The organism is Niveispirillum sp. FG148, from assembly GCF_057809655.1.
Genome location: NZ_JBMDKJ010000007.1, coordinates 153,055 through 165,740 on the forward strand (window position 1 = coordinate 153,055; position 12,686 = coordinate 165,740).

Consider the following 12,686-nt stretch of genomic DNA (forward strand, 5'->3'; position numbering starts at 1 on the left):
TCCGGGGAACTTCTCCCCTTATACGGATGAACATGGTTCACCCTGTTCCCAAAGCCAAGGTCATTCCTTGGCTTTTTTTGCCGCCGGCTTTTTGGCTGTCGTCGTGGCTTTTGCCGTCTTCGTCGCCGTGGATTTGGTCGCAGCCTTGGGTGCCGCGGCTTTCTTGGCCGGCGCCTTCTTCGGCTTTTCCTCGGTCTCCGCCGCGTCCGGTGTCGTGCCCTTCTTGGCCGTGTCCTTGGCGGCCTTGGCAGCCAGCAGTTCGACGGCCTGCTCCAGGGTCAGATTGTCCGGATTGTAGGCCTTGGTAATGCTGGCGAACAGCTTGTTGTGCTTCACATAAGGTCCGAAGCGGCCCGAGCCGATGGAGATGGGCTTGCCATCCTTGGGATGGTTGCCCAGTTCGCGACCGGCCACAGCCTTCTTCACCGGTCCATCGCCCAGCAGAACGACAGCACGGTTCAGGCCGATGGTCAGCACATCATCATCGGGCGGGATGTTCTTGTAGGCGTCGCCATGCTTCAGATACGGCCCGAAGCGGCCGATACCGGCCTGGATCTCCTGTCCCGAGGTCGGGTGCATGCCCAGCGAGCGGGGCAGGGAGAGCAGCGCCAGGGCGGTGTTCAGATCCACATCCTGCGGGTTCAGACCGCGGGGCAGGGAGACGCGTTTGGGCTTCTCCCCCTTGGCCGCCGCCTCGCCCAACTGGACATAGACGCCATAGGGGCCGCGCTTCATCACCACATGCTGGTTCGTCTCCGGGTCAGTGCCCAGATCCCGGTCGGCATCGGCCTCCGCCTCTTCCCCGGCCACGGCCAGCGGGCGGGTATAGCGGCATTCCGGATAGTTGGAACAGCCGATAAAGGCACCCGTCTTGCCCAGCTTCAGCGACAGCCGGCCCGCCCCGCAGGTGGGGCAGACGCGTGTGTCGATCTTGTGCCCTTCGGCATCGAAGCGGTCGGGGAAGAAATGGGGCCCCAGCGCATCATCCAGGGCGTTCAGCACCTGGGTGATGGTCAGTTCCTTGGTGTCGTCGATGGCGGCATGGAAGTGCTTCCAGAACTCCCGCAGCACATCCTTCCAGAAGATGCGCCCGCCGGAGATATCGTCCAGCTTTTCTTCCAGCGCCGCCGTGAAATCATACTGCACATAGCGGTTGAAGAAATTTTCCAGGAAGCTGGTGACCAGGCGGCCACGATCCTCCGGCTCAAACCGCCGCTTCTCCAGCCGCACATAATTGCGTTCCTGAAGAACCTGCAGGGTCGAGGCATAGGTGGAAGGCCGGCCGATGCCCAGCTCTTCCATCTTCTTCACCAGGCTCGCCTCCGTATAGCGGGGCGGGGGCTGGGTAAAATGCTGGTCGGACTTCAGGGCGCCGCGCGTCAGGTCGTCGCCATCCTTCATGGGCGGCAGGCGGCGGTTCTCCTCCTCCTCCCCGTCATCATCCTTCTCTTCCTGATAGACCTTCAGGAAGCCGTCGAACTTCAGGATGGAGCCGGTGGCGCGGAACACAGCCTCCGCACCCTTGGACATGATGTCGACGGTGACCTGGTCCAGCACGGCGCTGGCCATCTGGCTGGCCACCGTGCGCTTCCACACCAGTTCGTAAAGCCGCAGCTCATCCTTGTCGAGATAGCGGGTCAACTGGTCCGGGCGGCGGAACAGGTCGGTGGGACGGATGGCCTCGTGCGCTTCCTGGGCGTTCTTGGCGGCCGTCTTGTAGATGCGGGGCTTTTCCGGCACGTAGTTGCCGCCCCAGGTCTGGTCGATCAGCCGCCGCGACCCTTCAATGGCTTCCTGGCTCAAGGAGACGCCGTCGGTACGCATATAGGTGATCAGGCCGACCGTCTCGCCGCCGATATCCACGCCCTCATACAGCTTCTGGGCCGTGCGCATGGTCTTGACGGCGCCGAAGCCCAGCTTGCGGCTGGCTTCCTGCTGCAAGGTGGAGGTGGTGAACGGGGCGTAGGGATTGCGCCGCACCTCCTTGCGCTCCACCCGGCCAACCTTGAACAGCATGGGGCGGATGCGGGCCAGGGCTGCCTCTGCGGCACCCTTGTCACCCAGGCTGAACTTTTCCAGCCGCTTGCCATCCAACTGGGTCAGGCGGGCCGTGAAGGTGGCCCCGTCGAAGGTTTTGAACTCCGCTTCGATGGTCCAATATTCCTGCGGCTTGAACGCCTCAATCTCGGCTTCACGCTCGCAGATCAGGCGCAGCGCCACCGACTGCACGCGGCCGGCGGATTTGGAACCGGGCAGCTTGCGCCACAGCACGGGCGACAGGTTGAAGCCCACCAGATAATCCAGGGCGCGACGGGCCAGATAGGCCTGCACCAATTCCTGGTCCACATCGCGCGGCTTGCCGATGGCGTCCAGCACCGCGCTCTTGGTGATTTCGTTGAAGGTGATGCGACGGATTTCGGCCTTGCCGGCCAGCCGCTTCTCCTTCAGCAGTTCATGCACATGCCAGGCGATGGCCTCCCCTTCGCGATCCGGGTCGGTGGCCAGAAAGACGCGGGATGCGCCCTTTACGGCGCGGGCGATTTCATCAACATGACGCTTGGAGCGGTCGCCCAGCTCCCAATCCATCTCGAAATCTTCTTCGGGGCGAACCGACCCATCCTTGGGCGGCAGGTCGCGCACATGCCCGAAGCTGGCCAGGACGGTGAAGTCCTGTCCCAGATATTTGTTGATGGTCTTGGCCTTGGCCGGGGATTCGACGATGACGACACTGCCAGCCACTGAAGGACCCGCCTCTCAAGATACGAAGGGATACCGACGGGCAAACAATCAGATCAGGCTGACCTGCCCCCCGGGATGGCGCTGTAACCGCCCCGCCAGTTCCAATTCCAGCAGGACCGTCATGACCACTCCGGCAGACAATTGGCAGCCGCGGACCACTTCGTCAATGAGAACCGGGGTTGGTGACAGGCATTCACCCACCAGATGGCGCGCTTTTGCCAGTTCCGCCTCGTCCTCCACTGCCGGGAAGGGGCTGCGGAAATGCCCGCCGGGGGGTTCCGACAGGGGGCCACGGGCCGCGGCGGCCAGATGGGTGATGATGTCCTCCGCCCCTTCCACCAGGGCCGCACCGTCCTTGATCAGCCGATTGCAGCCCTGGGCGCGGGGGTCCATGGGCGATCCGGGCACGGCGAAGACATCGCGCCCCTGTTCGGCGGCAAAGCGGGCGGTGATCAGCGATCCGGACTTCAGCGCCGCCTCCACCACCACCACGCCCAGCGACAGGCCGGAGATCAGGCGGTTGCGGCGGGGGAAATGCCGGGCTTGTGGTTCGGTGCCCAGGGGTGATTCGGCCAGGATGGCGCCGCGCTGGGCCAGGTCGTTATACAGCCCCTCATTCTCCGGCGGATAGATGATGTCGACCCCACCGGCGACCACGGCCACAGTACCGCCGGCGACCGAACCCTGGTGCGCGGCCGTGTCGATCCCGCGCGCCATGCCCGACACGATTGTGAACCCGGCTTCCGACAGATCGCGGGCCAGTTTCTCCGCCATCTTGCGTCCGGCGATGCTGGCATTGCGGGCCCCGACAATCCCTACACAGGGACGGGCCAGCAAGGCCGGGAAACCCAGCAGCGCCAGCACGGGCGGCGCATCATCCAACGCCGCCAGGGCGCGGGGATAATCCGCCTCTCCCTTGAACAGCCAGCGTCCGCCGCGCCGTTCCAGGGCTGCCCCCTCCTTCTCCACCTCCGCCCTCGACGGTACGCGCAGAGGGGCGGTGCGACCTCCGCGGCGGGCCAGATCGGGCAGGGCGGTCAGCGCCGCCGTGGCCGTGCCAAATCGTTCCATCAGCCGGGCAAAGGTGACGGGCCCCACATTTTCCGCCCGGATCAGACGGACACGGTCGATACGTTCGCCCAGCGGCAGAGGTTGGATTCTTGATTGCATACACTTATGGTTCTGCAATCTTTTCCGCCTGTCAACCAGCTTCGATCCCGCGAGCGATTGCGGTGGGTTTTCATTCGGGTAATATGGTTGTTACGACCAATGGGAGTGAAGTCCGATGATTCCGCAACAAAGCATCGATTTCATCATCAATGAGGAGACGGGCGGCCAGGGCTATTACAATAAGGTGGCCTGCCACCCGGTCTGGCCCGGCGGGCAATCGGGCATCACCATCGGCGTCGGCTATGATCTGGGCCAGCAGAGCGCGGCCGGATTCCAGAGCGACTGGGGCGGGGTGCTGGCTGCCGCGGATCTGCAATCGCTGCTGACGGCCATCGGGATCAAGGGCGGAACCGATGCGGCCAACAGCCAGCTGCAGGCGCTGGTGAAGCAGTTCGCGGGCATCACCATTTCCTGGACCGCCGCCAACCAGGTCTTTGCCAACGACACGCTGCCCACTTATGAGCGGCGCACCATCGCGGCCTTCCCGGGCGTCGACAAACTGCCGGGCCTGTGTTTGGGGGCCATGGTCAGCCTGGTCTATAACCGCGGTACCAGCCTGACAGGATCGTCACGCACGGAGATGCAGACCATTCATGACCTGATCCTGGCCGGCACACCGGCCGGCGTGCCCGACCAGTTCCGGTCCATGAAGCGCCTGTGGCCCACGGTGCCGGGCCTGCAACAGCGCCGCGATGATGAGGCCGACATGTTCCAGCAGGGGTTGGACAGCCTGACCACCTGACCAGTGGCCTCCCTGTCCGCACCGCGGGTGGCTCCTGACGGCCGGACGGGGAGGCGCTAGCGTGCCGCATTCCAATCCCTTGCCGGAGAATGCGATGCGTCGTCGCCTGTCCATCATGTCGGTCCTGCTGCTTGCCTCGGTTGGTAGTCTGGCGGCGGTGGGGCCGACGGCTGTGATGGAAATGCGAGGCGATGCCAGCAGCACGCTCAACGACTATAATTTCAATATTTCCGCCGACGGCCGCACCTTGGTCTTCGCCCGCTCGGAAGTTAATTTCCAGGGGGCCCACATCATGATCGCGCAGCGGGATGCAACTGGTGTCTGGGCGCCCGCCCGTCCTGTCGCATTCAGCGACGATCACTACAAAGACAGCGACCCTTGGCTCACGCCGGACGGCAACACGCTGTATTTCGTGTCAAACCGGCCCACGCCGACACAGCCGGACAAGAAGGATACGGATATATGGCGGTCGCGCCGGCTAAGGGGCGTGTGGCAGGCCCCTGAACATCTGGGCGACGTGGTGAACAGCCCTGCCGTGGAACTGGGCCCGGAACTGCATGGCGGTGTGCTCTATTTCAACTCTGCCCGATCGGGCAATCTGGATATCTATGCGTCGCCGGTAACGGCCGACGGTGTTGCCGGTGCCGCCACGGTGCTGCCCGCCCCGATCAACAGCCCGTCACCGGAAGGGGACTTCACCCTGACGCCGGATGGAGGAACGGCCCTGTTCTGGTCACTGCGCGACGGAAAGGGCCGGATTTACGCTGCCAATCGGCAGGGGGATGGCTGGGGACCGGCCATGGCCTTGCCGGAAAGCGTCAATATGGGTGATTTCCAGTTCACCCCGCAGGTGGTGCGCGACAGTGCCGGGGATCGGCTGGCCTTCGCCAGCACCGTCGCCCGCCCCGGACAGGCTGCGGGAATGGCGGATATCTATACGGTCCCGCTATCCGCCGTCCTGCCGACCCCTTTGCCACGTTGAGGGACGGGGCCGGCGGCGCTATCATCGGGCATGATCTATACCGGCCCCACGCCCAAGGAAGAGATGCTGCTGCTGTGCGCCCGGATCGGGTTCAACCCGCCGGCCTGATGGTGTTTGTCCACCCGTCCTCAGCCCTACATCCCTGGGAGCAAGCCCCATGTCGACCGTCGATACTGCCGAACTGAAACGACTGTCCGGTGCCCATCACTGGCACCCGTTTACCGACCACAAGGAACTGGCCCAATTGGGCGGGCCGCGCATCATTACCCGGGCAGAGGGTGTATGGCTGACCGACAGTTCGGGGACCCGCATCCTGGATGCGATGGGCGGCCTCTGGTGCGTCAATGTCGGCTATGGGCGGCGTGAACTGGCCGATGCCGCCTATGAGCAGCTGACCCAGCTCAGCTTCTATCACGGCTTCTTCAAGACCACGACGGAGCCGACGGTGCGGCTGGCGGCCAGACTGGCCGAACTGACGCCGCCGGGCCTGTCGCGCGCCTTCTTCGCCAATTCCGGATCGGAGGCGAACGACACGATCGTGCGCATGGCCCGGCATTACTGGGCGCTGAAAGGCAAGCCGGGCAAGAAGATCATCATCGGGCGCGAGCATGGCTATCACGGCACCACCATGGCCGCGGCATCGCTGAACGGGATGCCGGCGATGCATGAGCAGGGCGGTCTGCCGTTGCCCGGATTCGCCCATGTCATGTCGCCTTACCCGTTTGAGGGGCAGGGCGACATGTCGGCCGAAGCGTTCGGTCGGCTGGCGGCCCGCGCCGTGGAGGAGAGAATCCTGGCGCTTGGCGCGGAGAATGTCGCCGCCTTCATCGGGGAGCCCGTGCAGGGTGCCGGCGGCGTCATCATCCCGCCCGACAGCTACTGGCCGGAGATCAACCGCATCTGCAAGGAACATGACATCCTGCTGATCGCGGACGAGGTGATCTGCGGTTTCGGCCGGCTGGGCCATTGGTTTGGCAGCCAGCGCTATGGCATCAGGCCGGATTTCATGACCCTGGCCAAGGGCATAACGTCAGGATATGTGCCCCTGTCGGCCGTCATGGTGGGGGATCGGGTGGCAGAGACACTGATCGAGGAAGGCGGGGAGTTCTACCACGGCTTCACCTATTCCGGTCACCCGGTGGCCTGTGCCGTGGCGCTGGCGAACCTGGAGATCATCGAGCGCGACGGTCTGGTCGACCGCGCCCGCTCCGATATCGGGCCCTATCTGCGGCAGAAGCTGGAAGAGGCGCTGGACGGCCATCCGATCGTGGGGGAAATACGGTCGGAAGGCATGATCGGCGGCATCGAGATCGTGAAGGACCGCAAGAGCCGCGAACGATTCCCCGGCAAGGGCAAGGTCGGGCTGATGGCCCGCGATCATTGCTTCCACAATAATCTGATCATGCGCGGCATCCGCGACAGTCTGGTCTTTGCCCCGGCCCTGACCCTGACCCAGGAGGAAGCGGACGAGGTGGCGCGGTTGGCCCGTCTGGCGCTGGACCTGACCGCCAGGGATCTGGGCGTGATGTAAAGGCGGTAAAACAAGACGGGGCGGCATCGCTGCCGCCCCGCTTTCATGGCGCCGGTCATACATAATGACCGGGCGGATCACTTGCCCTTGGCCGGCGCGATGTTCGGCAGGTCTTCGGACAGGATGGTCATGTTGAAGGCGTAGGAGACGTCGCCGTCATCCTCGTCCCGGTAGAGCGTGCCGATGAACTCCTCCCCGATGGTCACTTCCACGGGTTGGCCCTTCTTGGCCGGCGGGTTCACGATGATCTTCTCGTTGCCGAAGTTCCGACGCAGATAGGCCTGCAGCCGGGCGATTTCATTGGGGGTCATTTCCATCCGCCCTTTCGTTGCTGTGGTGGTTGGCTGTGTTGGTCGTTGCAAAAGCCAGGGGCGCCGCTCCGGCCGGAACGGCGCCCCTTTTGCGATCCTGTCCGGCTGCTTCAGGATAACCCGGCAGCCGGCGAAGGTCAGTCGGGAAATCAGCCCGCGTTCGCCATGGCGATGACGGTGTCGCCCATGCGGTTGGAGAAGCCCCATTCATTGTCGTACCAGGTCAGGATACGCACGAAGTTGCCTTCCATGACCTTCGTCTCGTTCAAGGCGAAGATCGAGCTGTGGCTGTCATGGTTGAAGTCGGTGGAAACCAGCGGCTCGGCATAGGCGCCCAGGATGCCCTTCAGCGGGCCGTTGGCGGCCTCGGTGATCAGCTGGTTCACTTCCTCGACCGTCGTGTTGCGCTTGGCCACGAACTTGAAGTCGACGACCGACACGTTCGGGGTGGGCACGCGCAGCGAGGTGCCGTCCAGCTTGCCCTTCAGTTCCGGCAGCACCTTGCCCACGGCCTTGGCGGCGCCGGTGCTGGTCGGGATGATGTTCAGGGCAGCGGCGCGGGCGCGGTGCAGATCCTTGTGGAACGTGTCCACGGTGTTCTGGTCACCCGTGTAGCTGTGGATCGTGGTCATGAAGCCATGGGCGATGCCGATGCCGTTGTTCAGCACATAGGCGACGGGGGCCAGGCAGTTGGTGGTGCAGGACGCGTTGGAAACGATCTTGTGCTCGGCCGTCAGCTTCTGATGGTTGACACCATAGACGACCGTCAGGTCTTCGTCCGTGGCGGGGGCGGAGATCAGCACCTTCTTGGCGCCGGCGGTCAGATGCTTGGAAGCGGCTTCGCGGCTGGTGAAGATGCCGGAGCATTCCAGGGCGATGTCGACACCCAGTTCACCCCAGGGCAGCTGGGCCGGGTCGCGCTGCTGCACGGAACGGATGGTGTGGCCGTTGACGACCAGATTGCCGTCGGCGACCTCGACCGTGCCGGGGAAGCGGCCATGGACGCTGTCATACTTCAGCAGGTGGGCATTGGACTTGGCGTCGGCCAGATCGTTGATGGCGACAACCTCGATGTCCTTGCGGCCGCTTTCATAGAGGGCGCGCAGAACCAGACGGCCGATACGCCCGAACCCGTTGATCGCAACTTTGACAGCCATGCTTTCCTCCGATTGAACAGCGCCGCCGCCAGCCTCTGGCGGGGTGCCGATGGGCGCGAGCGGCCCATGTTCCAAAGCCGAATTAACCTCTGATCCGCACGGGGACAAGGGCGCAACAATCCCTTCCGCCATGCGTGAAGCGCACGGGTTGCAGCTTAGTTTTTTTATGAACCGGCCGCAATTCAGGTAATGGTGTTACCGGCATGACTCTTTCGGGTCAGGATTTGTGCGGGGTGCGCAGCGACGGGCCGGCGCCTGTCCGTTTTGCTTTCGTTTCATTTGTCATGGGGCGGCGTGGTATACAAATGCCGGTCGAGATCGCGGCCGCCATACAGGATGCCCAGGATTGTGACTTGATCGCCGTTGACCGCGAACAGGATGTTTGTCCAGCGGCCATAACCGATCACCCTGATCCCGCGTTTGATGAGCCGACCCCTTTGCGGAAAGGTATCCAGGTTCCGACATGTCTGCCGGATGGCATTCACAAAATCCTCGGCTCGCCGCTCGCCGGAGCGCCCTGCGATGTAATCTTCGATTTCGGATAAATTTCGCAGTGCGTTTCTCGTGAATATGACCCGGAACTTCATCGTGCCTTCGCTGCACGGCGGTTACGTCGGTGGGATTCCAGTTCCCGATCGAACTCTTCTGGGGTCAGCAGTTGGCTGGAGTCCCGGTCAATTTCCGCCAGTAACGGGATTCCGACCTGCTCGACCCATTGTTCCAGTTCCGGATCCACCTCAGTTGATCTGAACATGCTCAACGCCGCGGAAACCGAAGCCGCATTAGAAGGGTAGGCTCCAGACCGCACCAACTCGTCCAGCAATGCTGCATCCTCTTCGGGCAATTCCAGGATCACCTTGCGTGTGGCACCCATCCGGTCGCTCCACCGTCAAAACACGTCATGGGCGCCATGATACACCCTGTTCCCCCTGGCGTCCCCCAGGATGCGGACTTGCCAGCGGTGGCTGATTGAGGCTTTGTTTGGCCTCTCAGGATCGGGAGAATTGATAATGACGCTGCTGGTGTACGGCCACCCCTTCTCCTCCTACACGCAGAAGGTGCTGATTGCGCTGTATGAGAACGCGACGCCGTTCGACTTCCGCTGCATCGCCCCGGATATGCCGGACAATATCGCGCAATGGCTGGGCCGTTGGCCGCTGCGCAAATTCCCGCTGCTGGTCGATGGCGACCGGCAGGTGGTGGAAACCAGCATCATCATCGAATATCTGCAGCTGGCCCATCGGGGCCCTGTCCGCCTGCTGCCCGATGATCCGATGGCGGCGCTGGAGGTGCGGTTCATGGATCGGTTCTTCGACCTGCATGTGATGAATGCCGCCCAATATGCGGTGGACGGTGCCTTGACCGGCGACCCCGTGAAGCGGCGGGACGGCATGGCGCTGGCGGTGGAGAAGCTGGCCCGCGCCTATGGCTGGCTGGAGGGGGCGCTGGCCGGGCGCACCTGGGCGGCCGGGGAGGATTTCAGCATGGCCGATTGCGCGGCCGCACCGGCCCTGTTCTATGCCGACTGGACGCATCCCATCCCGGAAGGTCTGAACACGCTGCGTGCCTACCGCGCCCGGCTGCTGGCGCGCCCGTCCTTCGCCCGCGCGGTGGAGGAGGCCCGGCCCTTCCGTCCCCTGTTCCCGCTGGGCGCTCCCGACCGGGACTGAGAAAGCAAAACGGCGCCGGGTTGCCCTGGCGCCGTTCGCGTCACAACTGATCCAGCCGGTGGAAACGGCTTACAGCCGTTCCTTCGCCGCCTTCACGATGGCGTCGGCGGTGATGCCGAAATGCGCATACAGTTCCTGGTAAGGTGCGCTTTCGCCGAAGCCGGGCATGCCGATGAACACGCCCTTCTCACCGATCCAGCGGTCCCAGCCGAAGCGGACCATGGCTTCCACGCCGATGCGCAGACCATCGCCCAGCACTTCCTTCTGATAGGCTTCGGGCTGTTCGGCGAACAGTTCCCAGGACGGCATGGACACCAGCGCCGTCGGGATGCCCTCGGCCTCCAGCTTTTCGCGGGCATTGAAGGCGATCTCCACCTCCGACCCCGTGGCCAGCAGGGTCACCTTGCGGGGGCCCGAGGCTTCGCGCAGGACATAGGCGCCCTTGGCGGACAGGTTCTCGTCCGTGTGCTCCACACGCATCGTCGCCAGATTCTGACGGGTCAAGGCCAGGACGGACGGACGGGTCTTGGCATCCAGCGCAATTTCCCAGGCCTCGGCCGCTTCCACGGCGTCGCCGGGGCGCAGGACCAGCAGGTTGGGGATACAGCGCAGCGCCGGGATATGTTCCACGGGCTGGTGCGTCGGACCATCCTCGCCCAGACCGATGCTGTCATGGGTCATGACATGGATGACCCGCTGCTTCATCAGCGCGCCCAGGCGGATGGCCGGGCGGCTGTAGTCGGAGAAGGCCAGGAAGGTGCCGGAATAGGGGATGACGCCACCATGCAAGGCCATGCCGTTCATGATGGCGGCCATGGCATGCTCACGCACACCGTAATGGACGTAGCGGCCATCCCAGCTGTTCTTCTGCACGGCCTTGGACAGGGTCTTGACACGGGTATTGTTGGACCCGGTCAGGTCGGCCGAACCGCCCATCATTTCCGGCACCAGCGGCACGATGACGTCCAGCGTGTTGCCCGACGACTGGCGGGTGGCGATCTTCGGCTTCGTCTCCGACACGGCCTTCTTGTGGGCATGCAATGCTGCACGCGCCTCGGCCGGCAGGTCACCGGCGATGGCGGCCTTGAAGGCCAGACGGTTTTCAGAGCGGGCCAGACGCTTCACCCAGGCATCGACCGTCGGGTGGCCGCGGTCGCCATATGCGCGCCAGGCGTTCAGGATGGCTTCCGGGATCTCGAAAGCCGGGTAGGGCCAGTTGAGCGCCTTGCGGGCACCCTCGATCTCGGCCGCACCCAGCGGGCTGCCATGGCTGCCGGACGTATTGGCCTTGGTCGGGGCGCCATAGCCGATGGTGGTGCGGCAGGCGATCAGCGACGGCTTGTCGGTCAGCTTGGCAGCGGCGATAGCCTTGGCGACGGCCACGGGGTCATGACCGTCAACGGCCGACACGTCCCAGTTATAGGCGGTGTAGCGGGCCTTCACATCCTCGGTGAAGGACAGGTCGGTCGATCCGTCGATGCTGATGCGGTTGTCGTCCCACAGCACGATCAGCTTGGACAGGCCCAGATGGCCGGCCAGCGAGGAGGCTTCGTGGCTGATGCCTTCCTGCAGATCGCCGTCGCCGGCGATGACGTACGTGGTGTGATCGACCAGATCATCACCGAAACGGGCATTCAGGATGCGCTCGGCCATGGCGAAGCCGACGGCGGTCGAGATACCCTGGCCCAGCGGGCCGGTCGTCATCTCGATCCCGCGTGCCATGCCATATTCGGGATGGCCGGCGGTCTTGGCGCCCATCTGGCGGAACCGCTTGATCTCGTCCAGCGTGATGTCCTCATACCCTGTCAGGTACATCAGGCTGTATTGCAGCATGGAGCCATGGCCGGCCGACAGGATGAACCGGTCGCGGTCGGCCCAGTCCGGGCGCTTGGGATCAAACTTCAGAAACTGCGTGAACAGGACCGTCGCGACGTCGGCCATGCCCATGGGCATGCCGGGGTGCCCGGACTTGGCGGCTTCCACCGCGTCCATGGACAGGGCGCGGATGGCGTTGGCGAGATCGGCGTGGGAGACGCCGGCGGTCAGATCGGACGACATTGCGCGGTGGCCTTTCATGCGGGGTGCCGGCCTTGGCTGGTGGCCGGACATTGCTCGTGACGTGCTGTACCGTGACTGCAAACGGATGGACAGTACCCGCCGCCCCGGTCCGACGGCCGATACCCCCCAGAATGGTGGCCGCAAATTGGCCAAATCCGCCGGGAGGGTCAAGCGACAGGCCCGCATGGCGGTCCCCCGGTGCCGTGGGGCCGGACCTGTACGGAATCCCGCGCGATTTTTGCGGTGCGAATGTTGACGTAAGGGGAGGGGGGACCCTAAGGTCTGTCGTCTGTGCCGCCAACGGCGCCGATGGTCCATTCCACCTG

11 protein-coding genes are annotated in these 12,686 nt (G+C 64.1%); 4 read left to right on the top strand and 7 right to left on the bottom strand.

Annotation, left to right across the window (positions count from 1 at the left end):
- Nucleotides 1–60 precede the first annotated feature (60 nt).
- A complete protein-coding gene (gene topA / locus ACODTW_RS10340; RefSeq protein WP_488945903.1) occupies nt 61–2,739 on the bottom strand; it encodes a type I DNA topoisomerase in 2,679 nt (892 codons plus the stop codon).
- A gap of 48 nt (nt 2,740–2,787) precedes the next feature.
- Nucleotides 2,788–3,909 (bottom strand): DNA-processing protein DprA, encoded by a 1,122-nt coding sequence (dprA, locus tag ACODTW_RS10345; protein ID WP_488945904.1) that lies wholly within the window; start codon nt 3,907–3,909, stop codon nt 2,788–2,790.
- Between the two features lie 115 nt (nt 3,910–4,024).
- Between dprA and ACODTW_RS10350 the strand changes: the two genes are divergently transcribed.
- From ACODTW_RS10350 to ACODTW_RS10360, 3 genes are all read left to right on the top strand, one after another.
- Entirely contained in the window at nt 4,025–4,651 is a 627-nt protein-coding gene (locus tag ACODTW_RS10350) for a glycoside hydrolase family protein (protein ID WP_488945905.1), read from the top strand.
- Between the two features lie 94 nt (nt 4,652–4,745).
- Nucleotides 4,746–5,633, top strand: coding sequence for a TolB family protein (locus ACODTW_RS10355; protein ID WP_488945906.1), 888 nt, complete (start codon nt 4,746–4,748; stop codon nt 5,631–5,633).
- Between the two features lie 157 nt (nt 5,634–5,790).
- A complete protein-coding gene (locus ACODTW_RS10360; protein WP_488945907.1) occupies nt 5,791–7,164 on the top strand; it encodes an aspartate aminotransferase family protein in 1,374 nt (457 codons plus the stop codon).
- 77 nt (nt 7,165–7,241) lie between these two features.
- On the opposite strand, the gene ACODTW_RS10365 is transcribed toward ACODTW_RS10360, so the two are convergent.
- From ACODTW_RS10365 to ACODTW_RS10380, 4 genes are all read right to left on the bottom strand, one after another.
- Nucleotides 7,242–7,475 (bottom strand): DUF3126 family protein, encoded by a 234-nt coding sequence (locus ACODTW_RS10365; RefSeq protein WP_488945908.1) that lies wholly within the window; start codon nt 7,473–7,475, stop codon nt 7,242–7,244.
- Between the two features lie 149 nt (nt 7,476–7,624).
- Nucleotides 7,625–8,632: a type I glyceraldehyde-3-phosphate dehydrogenase gene (gap, locus tag ACODTW_RS10370; protein ID WP_488945909.1), complete on the bottom strand. Its 1,008-nt coding sequence runs from the start codon at nt 8,630–8,632 to the stop codon at nt 7,625–7,627.
- 275 nt (nt 8,633–8,907) lie between these two features.
- Entirely contained in the window at nt 8,908–9,219 is a 312-nt protein-coding gene (locus ACODTW_RS10375) for a type II toxin-antitoxin system RelE/ParE family toxin (RefSeq protein ID WP_488945910.1), read from the bottom strand.
- Entirely contained in the window at nt 9,216–9,506 is a 291-nt protein-coding gene (locus ACODTW_RS10380; protein WP_488945911.1) for a hypothetical protein, read from the bottom strand. Before ACODTW_RS10380 ends, ACODTW_RS10375 begins: the two co-directional genes overlap by 4 nt.
- 136 nt (nt 9,507–9,642) lie before the next feature.
- Here ACODTW_RS10380 and ACODTW_RS10385 point away from each other — a divergent pair, with 136 nt between their 5' ends.
- A complete protein-coding gene (locus tag ACODTW_RS10385; protein WP_488945912.1) occupies nt 9,643–10,302 on the top strand; it encodes a glutathione S-transferase family protein in 660 nt (219 codons plus the stop codon).
- A gap of 69 nt (nt 10,303–10,371) precedes the next feature.
- Here the strand turns inward: ACODTW_RS10385 and tkt are convergent, their stop codons facing one another.
- Complete coding sequence (gene tkt / locus ACODTW_RS10390; RefSeq protein ID WP_488945913.1) at nt 10,372–12,360, bottom strand: transketolase; 1,989 nt, start codon at nt 12,358–12,360, stop codon at nt 10,372–10,374.
- Nucleotides 12,361–12,686: the final 326 nt, after the last annotated feature.

What these genes read in the sequence shown, in the direction of transcription:
- dprA (WP_488945904.1), bottom strand. Translation starts at nt 3,909, where the DNA reads ATGCAATCAAGAATCCAACCTCTGCCGCTGGGCGAACGTATCGACCGT.
- ACODTW_RS10350 (WP_488945905.1), top strand. Translation starts at nt 4,025, where the DNA reads ATGATTCCGCAACAAAGCATCGATTTCATCATCAATGAGGAGACGGGC.
- ACODTW_RS10355 (WP_488945906.1), top strand. Translation starts at nt 4,746, where the DNA reads ATGCGTCGTCGCCTGTCCATCATGTCGGTCCTGCTGCTTGCCTCGGTT.
- ACODTW_RS10360 (WP_488945907.1), top strand. Translation starts at nt 5,791, where the DNA reads ATGTCGACCGTCGATACTGCCGAACTGAAACGACTGTCCGGTGCCCAT.
- ACODTW_RS10365 (WP_488945908.1), bottom strand. Translation starts at nt 7,475, where the DNA reads ATGACCCCCAATGAAATCGCCCGGCTGCAGGCCTATCTGCGTCGGAAC.
- gap (WP_488945909.1), bottom strand. Translation starts at nt 8,632, where the DNA reads ATGGCTGTCAAAGTTGCGATCAACGGGTTCGGGCGTATCGGCCGTCTG.
- ACODTW_RS10375 (WP_488945910.1), bottom strand. Translation starts at nt 9,219, where the DNA reads ATGAAGTTCCGGGTCATATTCACGAGAAACGCACTGCGAAATTTATCC.
- ACODTW_RS10380 (WP_488945911.1), bottom strand. Translation starts at nt 9,506, where the DNA reads ATGGGTGCCACACGCAAGGTGATCCTGGAATTGCCCGAAGAGGATGCA.
- ACODTW_RS10385 (WP_488945912.1), top strand. Translation starts at nt 9,643, where the DNA reads ATGACGCTGCTGGTGTACGGCCACCCCTTCTCCTCCTACACGCAGAAG.
- tkt (WP_488945913.1), bottom strand. Translation starts at nt 12,360, where the DNA reads ATGTCGTCCGATCTGACCGCCGGCGTCTCCCACGCCGATCTCGCCAAC.